Here is a 15538-nt window from a genome sequence, read left to right as displayed (position 1 = left end):
CGCACTTAAAAAACACCATGTTCGTGTAGGATTTTCACAGCCATGACTAATAACACTAAACCGCCAAAAATCTCTGCTTTGCTTTTGAATTTTCTCCCTAAAAAATGACCGCTCTTTACGCCAATAAAAGAGATGACAAAGGTTGTTAAACCAATGATGAAGACAGCCAACAAAATGTCCACGGAAAGAAAAGCAAAAGAGACACCAATGGCTAACGCATCAATACTCGTTGCCACACCAAGTGTTAGCACGTGTTTTAAATTAATCAATGAGGGCGCAGGTTCATCATCTGAACTCAGCCCTTCACGAATCATATTCACACCGATGAGAGCAAGCAAAACAAAGGCAATCCAATGATCCCAATTTTGAATCATCTGACTAAATTGCAGTCCGACAACATAACCTATCGCAGGCATGATGCCTTGGAATAACCCAAAGCAACATGCAATAGCTAATGCTTGTTTCCAACGAAAGCCCGAATTGCTAAGCCTTTAGAGATGGAAACTGCAAAGGCATCCATCGAAAGCCCTAGAGCAATAACCCACAACATATGAAAAGTCATAAGCTACAAGTTATTTTCCAATACAGAAAGAACTGAAAATATTGCCGAGTAAATCATCCGAGGTAAATTGCCCCGTAATTTCACTCAGATTAGCTTGAACTAAACGAAGTTCTTCCGCCAATAATTCACCTGCATGAAACTCGGTTAATTGGACTAATCCAATTTGTAAATGTTCGGCCGCTTTTTCTAAGGCATCAAGATGGCGACGGCGCGCTAAGAAACCACCTTCCATTCCCGTTTGGAATCCCATAGCCTGTTTTAAATGCTCACGCAACAAATCTACACCCTGATGTGTCTGGGCGGATAAACAAACGGTCGTTGTTCCATTTTCTTCTTTTAGCCCAACTGCCTCGCCGCTTAAATCTACTTTATTACGAACAATGGTCACTGGCATATTGTTTGACAATTTTGATAAAAATTCTGACCGCACTTTTTCGATATTTTGGCTATCAGGGTCGCTGCTGTCTAGCATTAAAATGATGCGATCGGCTTGCTCAATCTCCGTCCAGGCACGCGAGATCCCGATACGTTCAACTTCATCTGTCGCTTCACGAAGCCCTGCGGTATCAATAATATGTAAAGGCATGCCATCAATATGAATATGCTCACGCAACACATCACGCGTTGTTCCTGCAATATCTGTCACAATGGCGGCTTCTCTGCCCGCTAAAGCATTCAGTAAACTTGATTTACCTGCATTTGGACGACCGGCAATCACCACCTTCATCCCTTCACGTAAAATCGAGCCTTGTTTTGCTTCGCTACGGACTAAATCAAGTTGATCAATAATTTCTCGTAATTTTGCTTCGATTTTACCATCTGCCAAAAAGTCTATTTCTTCATCGGGGAAATCAATCGACGCTTCCACATAAGTACGCAGATAAATCACGGAATCCACTAACTGGTTCACTTTATTAGAAAATTCACCTTGTAATGATTTTAATGCTGAACGAGCAGCTTGCTCCGAAGTGGCATCAATTAAATCCGCGATCGCTTCTGCTTGAGCTAAATCTAATTTATCGTTTAAAAAAGCCTGTTCAGAAAATTCACCTGGACGCGCAAGACGAATACCATCAAGTTGTAAGATTCGTTTTAGCAACAAATCTAATACCACTTGTCCGCCATGACCTTGCAATTCCAATACATCTTCACCTGTAAAGGAATTCGGCGATTTAAAATAAAGCGCAATGCCTTGATCTAATACTGTGCCATCAGCATCTTTAAAAGGTAAATAATCTGCCATTCTTGGTTTAGGGCATTTACCTAGTACCGCTTGTGCAACTTCAACCGCTTTCGGGCCAGATACACGCAAAATACCAATACCACCACGTCCTGGCGCTGTCGCTTGTGCGACGATTGTTTCTTTCATAAAAACTCACTAAAAATTGACCGCACTTTTATCTGCGATAAAAAAATGAGAGGGCGCATTAATACGCCCATGAGATTATATATCAATCAATGATAGAAAAAAGGCATCTTTCGATGCCTTCTATCTGTTATTTTTTACGGGTGTGTAACCCTTTTTTCTCTAAACCACGGTAGATCATTTGTTGTTGTACGATAGTGATTAAGTTAGACACTAACCAGTAAAGTACGAGACCTGCCGGGAACCAGAGGAAGAAGAACATGAAGATCAATGGCATGAAATTCATCACTTTTTGTTGCATTGGATCTGCAACTGGTGTCGGTGACATTTTTTGTAACAAGAACATCGATCCGCCCATTAAGATTGGGAGAATGTAGTAAGGGTCTTGTGCCGATAAATCTTGAATCCAACCAAAGAATGGTGCATGACGCAGTTCAACCGCTTCCATAAACGTCCAGTATAATGCGATAAAAATTGGCATTTGAAGGATTAATGGTAAGCAACCGCCAAGTGGATTTACTTTTTCTTCTTTGTAAAGTTTCATCATTTCTTGGCTCATACGTTGGCGATCATCACCAAAACGTTCGCGCATTTCTTGCATTTTTGGTTGCAACATACGCATTTTCGCCATAGAAGTATATTGTGCTTTTGTAAGCGGATATAAAATCGCTTTCACCACTAAGGTTACGCAAATAATTGCCACCCCCCAGTTAGATACAATACTTTGAATGAAAGTTAATAACCAGAATAATGGTTTCGCGATAAACCATGCCCAACCGTAATCTACAGTCAAGTCTAAGTGGTTAGCCACTTCAGCCATTTTGTTTTGTAATTTTGGACCTGTCCACAATGAGCTGGTAATTTTTTCTGTTGCACCCGCTGGAACAGATACTACTGGACCACGATAACCAATAGACGCAACGTTATTTTTGCTGTCTGTAATACTATAAAGTTGGTTATTTACATCTTGATTTGGGATCCAAGCTGATACGAAATAGTGTTGTAAAACAGCAACCCAACCTGCTTTGGTATCGATAGAAAGATTTTTGTCTTTCATATCGCTGAAGCTGTATTTTTTGTAATTTGTTTCAGAAGAAGAATACGCACCACCGGTATAAGTAGGCATTGCCACGTTACCGCTGCTTTCAACTAATGTATGTTTTAATTGGCCGTAAGGTTCAACTTCAATTGCGCTACCACTTTGGTTCACAATTTCAAAGTTAACACCTACATCGTAGCTATCGCGTTTTAATACAAAGATTTTACGATAAGTGACCCCATCTTTTTCAAATGTTAATGGTACAGAAAGCTCATTTTGGCCTTCTGCTAATTTGAAATTATCACCCGTAACTTGATATTGTGCACGACCTGCTTTTGTATCGATCCCGTTTTTACCGATTAAGCCGCTTTGTGCAATGTAAACATGCTCGTTTGTATCTTTTAATAAAACGAAAGGTTCTTTTGAATTTAATTCTGCATCATATTTTAATAATTCAGAACTGATTACATCACCACCTAGTGTATCCACTTTCAAACGGAATACATCATTTTCTAATGTGATAATGTGACCTTTGGTTTGTGAGTCTGCCACTACTTCAGCAGATGAAGAAGAACTTGCCGGTACATCAGAAGAGGCGGTTGTTGTTTGTTCCGTGGTCTGTTGTTGAACCGGTGGATTTTTATCAAGTTGCCATTGCTGATAAACAAGGAAAGAAATAAAGAGTAGTGCAAGCACTAATAGGCTACGTCTTGAGTCCATTATTTTTTCTCATCGTTATTATTAATCTTTTTCGGCGGAACAGGATCGAATCCACCGGCGCTTAAGGGGTGACATTTTAATACACGTTTTAGCGTAAGCCAACTACCTTTTAACAATCCATGTGTTTTTAACGCCTCAATACCATAGCAAGAACAGGTTGGCACAAAACGACAACGAGGCCCAATTAAAGGACTAATCGCTACTTGATAAAACTTAATTAAAGCGATGAGGATTTTTGTGCCAAACGAATGTGACGTGCCCATAATTTATCCAAAGTTTGTAAAAACGTTTGATTATCAAGCTGACCAATGCCACGTTTCGCCACAAAGACAAAGTCACAAGAAGGCAAATTATGTTGAGATAAACGAAAACTTTCACGAACTAAACGTTTGATACGATTACGATCATGCGCTCGTTTAAGATGTTTTTTAGCCACAGTTAAACCTAAGCGTGGATGCTCAAGATTATTTTTGCGTGCGAGAATGGTAATTTCAGGGGTGCTTGCTCGAAACGGTTGTTCGAAGACATTTTTGAATTGAGTGGGAGTTAACAATCGTAACTCCCGGGAGAAGTTTAGCTTAATCACTAAAAGAGGTGATTATGCAGATAAACTCTTACGACCTTTAGCACGACGACGAGCTAAAACTTGACGGCCGTTTTTAGTTGCCATACGAGCACGGAAACCGTGAGTACGGCTACGTTTTAATACAGAAGGTTGAAATGTACGTTTCATTGTAATCTACCTAAATCAAAATGGTTTACTGTTTTGATATTCAAAACACAACAAGGGTTATTAAAAAATAGGCCACAATTTTAATCATAAATTGGGCTTTCGTCAAATAAGAAAAGAGAAAATTCCGAAATAATCTTCCGTTTCTTCTAAAATCGTGGGGATTATACGGATTTTGGGTAAAATCTCAAGCAACCTTTTTGTCTTTTTTTGATGAGCAACAGAAGATCTTTTGCCTAAATTATTGTAAAATTCTCTTCGATTTTTAACCGCACTTTTGCGGCTTTTATTTTATACGCATATAACATAAGGATAATTTATCGTGAGCCTTTCCAACCTATGGCAAGATTGCTTATCTCAACTACAAGATCAGGTTTCTCCGATGGATCTCAGCACTTGGTTACGCCCATTACAAGCGGATGTCATCTCGCAAGATCAAGTGGTGTTATATGCGTCCAATATGTTTGTAAAAAGCTGGGTGGAAAATCATTACTTGGCTCAAATTCATCAAATTTGCCAAGCCCTTGCTAAAAATCCAAATTTACAAATTATCGTAAAAGAAGGGGTAAAACCTGCTCCAAAAGCAGTTGAATCAGCCCCGAGTCAAACAGCTAATCATCAAGAAAGTGCTGTGAGTTTTCAGCAAGAGTCTGATGCACCAAGCAAATTTGAATCGCACCTAAATCATAAGCATTTATTCGAAAACTTTGTTGAAGGTAAATCAAACCAACTCGCCCGTGCAGTAGGCCAAAAACTCGCCCTTGCACCTGGTGAACCAACAGCAAATCCATTCTTTTTATATGGGGGTACTGGTTTAGGTAAAACTCACTTATTACACGCCATCGGTAATGGCATTTTAGCGAATAAACCGAATGCCCGCGTGCTTTATATCCATGCTAATAATTTTATGCAGCACATGGTAAAAGCAATGCGTGATAATAAAATGGATCAATTCAAAAAATTCTATCGTTCTCTTGATGCATTATTAGTGGATGATATTCAATTCTTTGCAGAGAAAGAAAAAACACAAGAAGAATTTTTCCATATTTTCAATAGCTTATTTGAAACTGGCCGTCAAATTATTTTGACCTCTGACCGCTATCCAAAAGAAATTGAGAAAATTGAAGAACGCCTAAAATCTCGTTTCGGCTGGGGTTTAACCACTGCGATTGAACCACCTGATTTAGAAACTCGTGTTGCGATTTTGCTGAAAAAAGCAGAAGAACATAATATGGATCTGCCAGAAGAAGTGGCATTCTTTATCGCCCAACGCTTACGCACCAATGTTCGTGAATTAGAAGGTGCGTTAAACCGTGTGAAAGCAATGCAAGACTTCAAAGGTGGTCACATTGATATTGATTTTGTGCGTGACACATTAAAAGATATTCTTGCCTTACAAGAACGGTTGGTAACCATTGAAAACATTCAAAAAGTCGTGGCAGAATACTATCGAATTAAAGTGGCAGATTTAAAATCAAAAAGCAGAGCGAGATCAGTCACTCGCCCGCGCCAAGTTGCGATGGCATTAGCAAAAGAATTAACCAATAAAAGTTTACCGGAAATTGGCCGTGCCTTTGAACGCGACCATACGACAGTCTTAAATGCTTGTCGTGAAGTGCCAAAATTCCGTGAAAAAGACAGCAGTATTCAAGAAGATTGGGCGAATTTAATTCGCACCTTATCTGCATAAGGAGCCCATGATGCAATTTAGCATTTCAAGAGAAAATCTATTAAAACCCTTACAGCAAGTTTGTGGCGTATTAAGCAATCGTCCGAATATTCCTGTATTAAATAACGTGTTATTACAAATTGAAGATAACCGTTTAACTATTACAGGGACAGACCTTGAAGTTGAGCTTTCTAGCCATACTCAACTTTCGTCTTCAACCGCTGATGGAGCTTTCACCATTCCGGCTAAAAAATTCTTAGATATTTGCCGTACATTATCAGATGAATTTGAAATTACAGTTACCTTTGAAGAAGATCGCGCAATTGTAGAGTCTGGTCGCAGTAAGTTTAATCTCACTACTCTGCCAGCTGAAGAATATCCAAATCTAACAGATTGGCAATCTGAAGTGGATTTTGCCTTACCGCAAAGCACCTTACGTCGCTTAATTGAAGCCACCCAATTTTCAATGGCAAACCAGGATGCCCGCTATTTCTTAAACGGCATGAAATTTGAAACGGAAGGTAATTTATTACGTACTGTTGCAACTGACGGTCACCGTCTTGCCGTTTGTACGATCGAATTAGATCAAGATCTGCAAACCCATTCAGTTATTCTCCCTCGCAAAGGTGTATTAGAACTAAATCGCCTATTAGAAAGCAGTGACGAACTTGCTCGTTTGCAAATCGGCACGAATAATCTTCGTATTCACTTAAACCACATTGTGTTTACCTCAAAACTCATTGATGGTCGCTTCCCTGATTACCGTCGTGTATTACCACGTAATGCAACTCGTATCGTAGAAGGAAACTGGGAAACTTTAAAACAAGCTTTTGTACGTGCTTCTATCCTTTCAAATGAACGTGTACGTAGCGTACGTTTAAACTTAAGTGAAAACCAACTTAAAATTACTGCTTCTAACCCAGAACACGAAGTGGCAGAGGAAATCGTGGATGTGAATTATCAAGGTGAAGAAATGGAAGTGGGCTTTAATGTGACTTACATTTTAGATGTATTGAACGCCTTAAAATGCCAACAAGTACGTATTCGCCTCACGGATGCATCATCAAGCTGCTTAATTGAAAACAGCGAAGATGCAAGCGCAGAATACGTCATTATGCCAATGCGCCTCTAAGAATAATGGCCATTTCTCGCTTAATTGTTGAAAAATTTAGAAATTTAAATGCCGTGGATCTTGAATTTGAACACGGCTTTAACTTTTTAGTTGGCAACAACGGCAGCGGAAAAACCAGCTTATTAGAAGCAATTTTTTATCTTGGACATGGACGCTCTTTCAAAAGTGCGGTCGCAAATCGTATCATTTCTTACGATGAACCTCATTTCACGCTTTTTGGCCAAATTCAAGAAAGTCAGCATCAATGGTCTGTTGGCTTACAAAAACTTCGTCAAGGTAATACCATCGCAAAAATAAACGGTGAAGACGGCAATAAAATTGCTGCTCTCGCTCACCTTTTACCCATGCAATTAATTACGCCTGAAGGACTTACCTTATTAAATGGCGGCCCTAGTTTTCGACGTGCTTTTTTAGATTGGGGCTTATTCCACCACCATAACAGTTTTCATTCCTCTTGGATCGCATTAAACCGCTTATTAAAACAGCGAAATGCCGCATTAAGTCAAAACCAGCCTTATTCTGCGATTAAAATTTGGGATATTGAATTAGTCAAATTAGCCCACCAAGTGAGTGATTGGCGTGCTGAATATGCAGAAGCCTTACGCCCAGAAATTGAAAAAACCTGCCAGTTATTTTTACCTGAATTAGAAATTACTGTTAGCTTTTATCAAGGCTGGGAGAAAGAGACAGAATATGGCGAATTACTGGCGAAAAACTTTGAGCGAGACAAAGCCATTGGTTATACAGTTTCTGGTCCACAAAAAGCGGATTTCCGCTTTAAAGCCAATGGGCTCCCCGTAGAAGACGTACTCTCTCGTGGTCAATTAAAATTATTGATGTGCGCGCTACGTTTAGCGCAAGGTGAACATTTAATGATTCAAAAACAGCGTCATTGCATCTTTTTAATTGATGACTTTGCCTCTGAGTTGGATCAACATAAACGAGCCCTGCTTGCGGAACGCTTGCAACAAAGTGGTTCTCAAGTTTTCGTAACCGCTATTACTCAAGGTCAACTCAAAGAAATGCAAGTGGGAAAAGGAAAATTGTTCCAAGTAGATACTGGTAAGATCACCGAATTGCAACCATAAAAAATAATCCGATCTGTTTAAGGATCGGATTACGTTTAAAACAATACTATTTTTGACCGCACTTTAGTTTGGTTTCCATTCTCCGTTTAATACGGTACCAATCACGTCATAATCTTTTGTGAATACCGCCAAGTTAGCCACTTTACCCGCTTCAACTGAGCCTAAACGATCATCTACACCAATTGCTCTCGCAGGGTAAAGATTACTCATACGAATTGCTTCTGCTAATGGAATTTCCACATATTCCACGACATTCTTGATGGATTCCATCATGGTAATTGATGCGCCTGCAATTGTGCCATTTGCATCATAGCAACGACCGTCTTTCACATAAATCGCTTTTCCTACAAAAGTGAAGGTTTCCAATTCAGGTGGTGCACCTGCAGCAGCAAGAGAATCGGTTACAATGCAAAGTTTATCACCTTTCGCTTTTTTATCTAAGCGAACGTTACCAAAGTTCACATGCACGCCATCTACAATAATCCCCGTGTAAACATCAGAATCTAATACTGCACCAACTACGCCCATTGCGCGTCCTGAACTGATCGGCGACATGGCATTGTGTAAGTGAGTAGCAAAAGTCGCACCTTTGTGAAAGGCAGCTTTCGCCACTTCATAAGTCGCATTAGAATGCCCAATAGACACAATAATGCCTGCTTTTACAAAATCCTGAATATATTGCACCGTTGGGTTTTCAGCGGCAATGGTCAGCTTAGTAATCACATCTGCATTATCACATAAGAAATCTTTCATCTCTGGCGTCGCTTCACGGATATATTCCGGGCGATGCACGCCTTTTTTCTCAAGACTTAAATAAGGGCCTTCGATGTGTAAACCAAGCGCTTGATTTTTATGCTTATTCAAATACTCACGCATAATGTTTACTGCCCGTTTGATATCTTCATCTGGTGCAGTAATAAACGTTGGTAAGAAACTGGTACAGCCTGATTTCAAGTTCGTGGCTTGCATAATTTCTAATGTTTCTACGCTTGTTTGATCGTTAAACATCACGCCACCGCAGCCGTTTAATTGCAGATCAATAAAGCCGGCTGTGAGGTTATGCCCTTGTAAATCAATGGTTTTAATCCCACTCTCTAATTCGCTTTGTGGAATAACAGATTGAATATATTCCCCTTCAATAACGACCGCATAATCTCTTAACACTTCATTTTTCGTGTAGATTACGCTGTTAATTAATGCATATTTCATTATACCTTCCTAAAATCCCATTAAAATTAACCGCACTTATAATACACTATGAATCGCGCGTCCTTCCAATTCAGTAAAATATTTCACAGTTTTGACTTTCAATTCTTGCAATGCAGGCTCATCACATACTAAAACAAAATGGCGATGAAGCTGTAAAGCACTCACTGTCCAAAGGTGATTAATACTGCCCTCAACTGCAGCTTGCACGGCTAAGGCTTTATTATGACCTGTTGCTAAAATCATCACTTCTTCAGCATCAAGTAATGTACCTACGCCGATTGTTAAAGCATATTTGGGCACTTGATTTACATCGTTATTAAAGAAACGAGAATTAGCAATAATGGTATCAGGTGTTAAAGTTTTAATACGGGTACGCGAACTTAAAGAAGACGCTGGTTCATTAAAGGCAATATGCCCATCAACGCCTACACCGCCCATAAATAAATGAATCTTGCCGTAAGATTTAATTTTTTCTTCATAACGACGACATTCTTCATCATGGTCATTGGTATTACCATTCAAAATATTGATATTTTGCGGTTGAATATCAATATGGTTGAAGAAATTATTATGCATAAAACTGTGATAGCTTTCTGGATGTTCTTTTGGTAAACCCACATATTCATCCATATTAAAGGTCACCACATGTTTAAAACTCACTTCTCCCGCTTGATTTAATTTAATCAATTCTTGATAGGTCTTAAGTGGTGTACTGCCTGTTGGTAAACCTAATACAAAAGGACGTTCTGCGGTAGGTTTAAAATGATTAATTCGATCAGCAATATGACGCGCAGCCCATCGGCTGACTTGTTGTTCATTGTTCAGAGGAATGAGACGCATAATAACCTTCCTTATCAGTACCACACCGACATTCTTTCCTCTCTCCATTGAAGAGAGAGGAAAGAAGTAAGTGCGGTCACTTTTCCATTAATTTATAAATATTTTGCTTTTAACTCTTTCGCTTTCGCTAATTGCTCTGGTGTTGCTTTCGCTGTCATTGGCTGGCGGCAATAACCTGCATCCACACCATCTAGTTTCAATAACTCTTTGATAGTGAGATATAAGCCATTCGCTAAAATGCCTTCGATAAGGTCATTGGTCACGTGTTGAACTTGAAGCGCATCAGCCAATTTACCTTGTTTGGTTAATTCAAAGATTTGTCTTGCACGCACACCATTTACGTTGAATGTACTACCGATCGCACCATCTACACCAAGAGATACTGCCGGTACCATCATTTTATCAAAACCAGCCCAAATGAGGTGATTTGGATAAGCTTTTTTCAAGCGTTCTAATAGATAGAAATCCCCAGCGGTAAATTTCACACCTAGCACTTTCGGTTTTTTATAAAGTTCGCCGAATTGCTCAATCCCCATATTCACGCCTGTTAAAAACGGAATTGAATACACGATCATGTTATTGCCTGTTTCAGCAATGATAGTGTCATAGTAATGTTTGATTTCAGGGAAGCTGAATTTATAGTAGAACGGGGTTACAGCAGAAAGACTGTCATAGCCTAATTCCGTTGCATACTTACCTAATCCCACTGCTTCATGTAAGTTCACACTACCTACTTGTGCGATTAGCGCGACTTGGTCTTTTGCTTCATCTTTCGCGATACGGAAAATTTGTTTTTTCTCCTCCGTAGAAAGCATGAAGTTTTCACCTGTTGAACCGCCTACATATAAACCATCAATTTTCATCTTATCAATGTTATAGCGAATAATTTCACGCAAACCTTTTTCATTGATAGAGCCATCTTCATTGAATGATACTAATAACGCACTAAAAATACCTTTTAAGTTACGTATTTTTCTCTACTATTTGATACGTTGTTCTAAAATAACATTTAATGTTTTTTGCTTTATTTTGACCGCACTTTCCTGTGATGCCTGTACCAATAAAGCGTAAATCAAATCTAATACGAGTAATTGAGCAATCTTCGTGCTGATAGAATCGCCCTGTAACTTGCCTTGCTTATTCCCATTCACTAAAACAAGATCGGCATATTCTGTGATGGGTGAACGCAAGCTGTGCGTAATCGCAATAGTTTTAGCGCCATTTTCTTTGGCAATTTTCATGGTATGAGTCGTTTCTTGAGAATAACCTGAATGGCTCAAACCAATTGCTACATCTTTTTTCGTCAATAACGATGCCTGCATATACATAAAATGATTATTACCCGTCGCATCCACTTGCACACCAATACGCATCAGTTTATTTTTGGCATCTTCTGCAGTAATACCTGATGTCCCCACACCAAATAAGAAAACACGATTTGCTTGTTGAATGGCTTTTACTGCCTCTTCCAACTGCTCAAAATCTAATAAATTAATGGTTTCATCCATCACGTTATTGATGGCAGATTTCAGCTTATGTGCAATATTCAACGAGTTGTCAGAATCAGTAATATCTGAATCTAATACGGTGTTATCTTTGCCATCTTTTGTGGCAAGCTCGATGGATAATTCCAATTTAAAATCACTGAAGCCTTTAAAGCCGAGTGTACGGCAAAAACGCACAAAGGTCGCCTCCCCCACTTCTAAATGGGCGGCAATTTCAGCTAAAGGAGCTTGCACCGCAAGATCGGGATTCAATAAAATCGCATCCGCAATTTTCTTTTCAGTCTTCGTTAAACTACGATACAACGAGCTAATGGTATTTAAAATATTGCCGTTTTTAGCCATAAACCACTCCCATATTTTTTGCTTGTAATAAGCAATCTTTTACTCAGTAAGCCGCGTCAATCAAGCCTGCATCTTGTCCAAATTGGGCACTTTCTAATTCGCAGTGATAAACAGCGGGAAATTCACTTAATAAAGATTGAACTAACGGTAAATAGCCTTCTGCCAATCCTACGCTACCGCCAACCACGACTTTTTGCATGTCTAATCCAATCTTCAAATCCGCAATGCCTTGTGCTGAACGAGTCACAAGTACGGTTGCTTTTTCATCATTTTGACGGAAACGCGCAAAAACTTCTTTCGGATCACAAGGATCATCCCATTGAGAATAAACTGCTTCAATCACGCGACCTGATGCAATGGCTTCAACATAGCCACGGTGGCCACAACCACAAATTGGACCATTAGGATCGGCCAAAGTATGACCTATATGCCCCGCAATGCCGTTTGGCTCAGTAAGTAAACGATGATTTAAAATTAAACCACCCCCTACGCCTGTGGAAACAGTAATAAAGGTAAAGTTTTGAACATCATTAGGATTCTGTAATTGATACTCGGCATAGGCTGCCGCTTGCACGTCATTAAGTAAACCTATCGGTTTATCAGTATGCTGTGCAATGCTATCTTTTAATTGAAATTGGGCTAATCCACCCAAATTTTTAGGATTAAGTGCAGTCAGAATGCCTTGATTAATAATGCCCGTTGAAGCTACGGCGACATAATCAAACTGTCCCTCATATTCTTTTAACAACTGAGCAAGGGTTTGATGCATCGCTTGCGCAGCGTCATTTTGTGACGTGGGAATCTGTTTTCGCTGCTGAATCTCACCATTTTTCACAATAGCAGAAACAATTTTCGTGCCACCAATATCTAATGCCAAACAACGCTGTAATGTCTGACCACTATCCACTGTTAATGACATATCTTCTTCCTTTATTTTTTCGCTGAATGAATGGCTTCGGTGAACCAACTTACGATATGCTCTAAACGAGTCAATGCCGAACCTACTGTCACACAATAAGCACCAATTTCAATTGCCGTTTTCGCCAACTCAGGGGTGTTATAATGTCCTTCTGCCATGACTCGGCAGCCTGCCGCTTTCAAATCTTTAACTAATTGATAATCAGGCTCTTCCGGCACAGAGCCACCTGTGTAGCCAGACATCGTACTGCCCACAATATCAAAACCAAGTTTTTGACAGTACAAACCTTCTTCTAAATTCGAGCAATCCGCCATGGCCAAACAGCCTAATTCGTGGATTTTTTTGACCGCACTTTCAATATCTACCGGCCTAGGACGATTCGTACCATCCACTGCAATAATATCTGCACCTGCTTTCGCTAAATCTTCAATATCATGCAAAAATGGGGTAATTCGTACAGGGCTGTCAGGTAAATAACGTTTCACAATACCAATAATCGGTACATTCACAGTAGGGCGTGTTGCTTTAAGATTTTCTATGCCCTCGATACGCAATCCGGCTGCACCACCAATAACAGAAGCCTGTGCCATAGCCGCCACAATTTCTGGTTTATCCATCGGGCCGTCATCGACAGGCTGACAAGAAGCAATAAGACCAAATTTGATTTTATCTAAGACTTTATAATGTGATAATTTCGACATATAAACTCCTATTCTAAGCACGGATACCTAGTTTCCTTTTAGTTGAGTCTCATTATAGTAGACATTGCGCCATAAAAAAATATTTTTTGAAGTGTAGTTTCAAAATTTGTGATCAGATTCTCAAATTTGAGATAAAGTAACAACATTTATACAAAATATTTTTTTTTACTTTAAAATATCAAGTAATACTTCATAATTAATAAAAATAGGAGAAAAAAATGAATGTGTTAGGTTATGCGCAAAAAATTGGGCAGGCCTTAATGGTACCTGTTGCGGTCTTACCAGCAGCAGCTGTACTGATGGGGATTGGTTATTGGCTTGACCCAGATGGCTGGGGAGCTAACAGCCAACTTGCTGCATTTTTAATTAAATCAGGTGGTGCTATCATCGATAACATGGGCCTGCTTTTTGCCGTTGGTGTTGCTTTCGGTTTATCTAAGGACAAACATGGTTCTGCTGCGCTTTCAGGTTTAGTGGGTTACTATGTGGTAACCACTCTACTTTCACCTGGCAGTGTTGCTCAGCTACAACATATTGATGTAAGTGAAGTACCCGCCGCTTTCGGGAAAATCAATAACCAATTTATTGGGATTTTGATCGGGGTGATTTCGGCTGAACTTTATAACCGCTTCTATCAAGTAGAATTGCCAAAAGCGCTTTCCTTCTTTAGCGGAAAACGCCTTGTGCCAATCGTGGTTTCTTTTGTCATGATGTTCATCAGCTTCGTATTGCTTTACATCTGGCCATATATTTTCGGCGGTTTAGTGTCATTCGGTGAAAGCATTAAAGACTTAGGTGCTGTTGGTGCAGGCCTTTACGGTTTCTTCAACCGTTTACTCATTCCTGTTGGCTTACACCATGCATTGAACTCAGTATTCTGGTTTGACGTAGCTGGCATCAATGACATTCCAAACTTCTTAGGTGGTGCGAAATCACTTGCTGAAGGAACGGCAACGGTTGGAGTAACTGGCATGTATCAAGCAGGTTTCTTCCCTGTCATGATGTTCGGTTTACCGGGTGCCGCATTAGCGATTTATCTCAGCGCTAAACCAAGCCAAAGAACTAAAGTGGCATCAATTATGCTTGCGGGTGCGTTTGCGTCATTCTTCACAGGTATCACCGAGCCATTAGAATTCTCTTTCATGTTTGTTGCGCCAGTGCTTTACTTCATCCATGCGGTATTAACCGGTATTTCCGTCTTTATCGCGGCAACAATGCATTGGATTGCGGGCTTCGGTTTCAGTGCGGGTCTCGTAGATATGGTGCTTTCATCACGCAACCCGTTAGCCGTTGAATGGTATATGCTAATCGTACAAGGCTTAGTATTCTTCGTGATTTACTATGCTGTATTCCGTTTTGCAATTAAAGCATTCAACTTAAAAACATTAGGTCGCACAGAAGAAGCAGAAGAAACCACTGCAGCACAATCAGCAGCGAACCAATCTCGCGAAGAAAGAGCGATCAAATTTATTGATGCTTTAGGTGGTGCTGATAACTTTAAAAATATTGATGCTTGTATCACTCGCTTACGTTTAAGCTTAGTGGACCAACACAAAATTAATGAAGAGCAGCTTAAGTCTCTTGGCGCAAAAGGTATCGTGAAAATCGGTAACGATGGCTTACAAGTAGTTCTCGGCCCTGAAGCTGAATTTGTGGCAGAAGCCATGAAACAAAAAGTGAAATAAAATACACTAAATGAAATGCCGACTCAGAAAT

At 39.8% G+C, this 15538-nt stretch carries 15 protein-coding genes and 1 pseudogene; 4 read left to right on the top strand and 12 right to left on the bottom strand.

Annotation, left to right across the window (positions count from 1 at the left end; genetic code table 11):
• Positions 1 to 5: 5 nt before the first annotated feature.
• The 6 genes and pseudogenes from DPV97_RS06445 to rpmH all read right to left on the bottom strand — a co-directional run bounded on the left by DPV97_RS06445 (position 6) and on the right by rpmH (position 4420).
• Positions 6 to 562 (bottom strand): annotated as a pseudogene (locus tag DPV97_RS06445) (manganese efflux pump MntP).
• A 10-nt stretch (positions 563 to 572) separates the two neighbouring features.
• Positions 573 to 1931: a tRNA uridine-5-carboxymethylaminomethyl(34) synthesis GTPase MnmE gene (mnmE, locus tag DPV97_RS06440; RefSeq protein WP_070712780.1), complete on the bottom strand. Its 1359-nt coding sequence runs from the start codon at positions 1929 to 1931 to the stop codon at positions 573 to 575.
• A 127-nt stretch (positions 1932 to 2058) separates the two neighbouring features.
• Positions 2059 to 3687 (bottom strand): membrane protein insertase YidC, encoded by a 1629-nt coding sequence (yidC, locus tag DPV97_RS06435; RefSeq protein ID WP_070712783.1) that lies wholly within the window; start codon positions 3685 to 3687, stop codon positions 2059 to 2061.
• Positions 3687 to 3950, bottom strand: coding sequence for a membrane protein insertion efficiency factor YidD (gene yidD, locus DPV97_RS06430; RefSeq protein ID WP_005695569.1), 264 nt, complete (start codon positions 3948 to 3950; stop codon positions 3687 to 3689). Before yidD ends, yidC begins: the two co-directional genes overlap by 1 nt.
• The gene (gene rnpA, locus DPV97_RS06425; protein ID WP_014064016.1) at positions 3905 to 4273 is read right to left on the bottom strand and encodes a ribonuclease P protein component; all 369 of its coding nucleotides are present in this window, start codon (positions 4271 to 4273) and stop codon (positions 3905 to 3907) included. The genes yidD and rnpA overlap by 46 nt, the downstream gene beginning before the upstream one ends.
• Positions 4274 to 4285: 12 nt before the next feature.
• Positions 4286 to 4420: a 50S ribosomal protein L34 gene (gene rpmH / locus DPV97_RS06420; protein WP_005539760.1), complete on the bottom strand. Its 135-nt coding sequence runs from the start codon at positions 4418 to 4420 to the stop codon at positions 4286 to 4288.
• Between the two features lie 319 nt (positions 4421 to 4739).
• Here rpmH and dnaA point away from each other — a divergent pair, with 319 nt between their 5' ends.
• From dnaA to recF, 3 genes are read left to right on the top strand one after another with little or no spacing between them, the layout of a single operon-like run.
• Positions 4740 to 6107, top strand: coding sequence for a chromosomal replication initiator protein DnaA (dnaA, locus tag DPV97_RS06410; RefSeq protein ID WP_049363075.1), 1368 nt, complete (start codon positions 4740 to 4742; stop codon positions 6105 to 6107).
• 10 nt (positions 6108 to 6117) lie between these two features.
• Positions 6118 to 7218, top strand: a complete 1101-nt coding sequence (dnaN, locus tag DPV97_RS06405; RefSeq protein ID WP_049363074.1) for a DNA polymerase III subunit beta — start codon at positions 6118 to 6120, stop codon at positions 7216 to 7218.
• A 5-nt stretch (positions 7219 to 7223) separates the two neighbouring features.
• On the top strand, positions 7224 to 8306 hold the full coding sequence (recF, locus tag DPV97_RS06400) for a DNA replication/repair protein RecF (RefSeq protein WP_070712785.1): 1083 nt from the start codon (positions 7224 to 7226) through the stop codon (positions 8304 to 8306).
• A gap of 63 nt (positions 8307 to 8369) precedes the next feature.
• Here the strand turns inward: recF and nagA are convergent, their stop codons facing one another.
• The 6 genes from nagA to DPV97_RS06370 all read right to left on the bottom strand — a co-directional run bounded on the left by nagA (position 8370) and on the right by DPV97_RS06370 (position 13822).
• Complete coding sequence (gene nagA / locus DPV97_RS06395; RefSeq protein WP_070712786.1) at positions 8370 to 9515, bottom strand: N-acetylglucosamine-6-phosphate deacetylase; 1146 nt, start codon at positions 9513 to 9515, stop codon at positions 8370 to 8372.
• Between the two features lie 36 nt (positions 9516 to 9551).
• Positions 9552 to 10355, bottom strand: coding sequence for a glucosamine-6-phosphate deaminase (gene nagB, locus DPV97_RS06390; protein WP_070582511.1), 804 nt, complete (start codon positions 10353 to 10355; stop codon positions 9552 to 9554).
• Positions 10356 to 10447: 92 nt separating this feature from the next.
• A complete protein-coding gene (gene nanA / locus DPV97_RS06385; protein ID WP_070712788.1) occupies positions 10448 to 11326 on the bottom strand; it encodes an N-acetylneuraminate lyase in 879 nt (292 codons plus the stop codon).
• Between the two features lie 9 nt (positions 11327 to 11335).
• Positions 11336 to 12202 (bottom strand): MurR/RpiR family transcriptional regulator, encoded by an 867-nt coding sequence (locus tag DPV97_RS06380; protein WP_070712789.1) that lies wholly within the window; start codon positions 12200 to 12202, stop codon positions 11336 to 11338.
• 43 nt (positions 12203 to 12245) lie between these two features.
• On the bottom strand, positions 12246 to 13121 hold the full coding sequence (locus tag DPV97_RS06375; protein ID WP_070712791.1) for an N-acetylmannosamine kinase: 876 nt from the start codon (positions 13119 to 13121) through the stop codon (positions 12246 to 12248).
• Between the two features lie 11 nt (positions 13122 to 13132).
• The gene (locus DPV97_RS06370; RefSeq protein ID WP_070712792.1) at positions 13133 to 13822 is read right to left on the bottom strand and encodes an N-acetylmannosamine-6-phosphate 2-epimerase; all 690 of its coding nucleotides are present in this window, start codon (positions 13820 to 13822) and stop codon (positions 13133 to 13135) included.
• A gap of 218 nt (positions 13823 to 14040) precedes the next feature.
• Here DPV97_RS06370 and nagE point away from each other — a divergent pair, with 218 nt between their 5' ends.
• Complete coding sequence (nagE, locus tag DPV97_RS06365; RefSeq protein ID WP_070712794.1) at positions 14041 to 15507, top strand: N-acetylglucosamine-specific PTS transporter subunit IIBC; 1467 nt, start codon at positions 14041 to 14043, stop codon at positions 15505 to 15507.
• Positions 15508 to 15538: the final 31 nt, after the last annotated feature.

The organism is Haemophilus parainfluenzae (genome assembly GCF_003253005.1).
Taxonomy (GTDB): Bacteria; Pseudomonadota; Gammaproteobacteria; order Enterobacterales; family Pasteurellaceae; genus Haemophilus_D; species Haemophilus_D parainfluenzae_M.
Note: the sequence above shows the minus strand (reverse complement) of the source record. Positions and strands in the feature narration are given on the sequence as shown.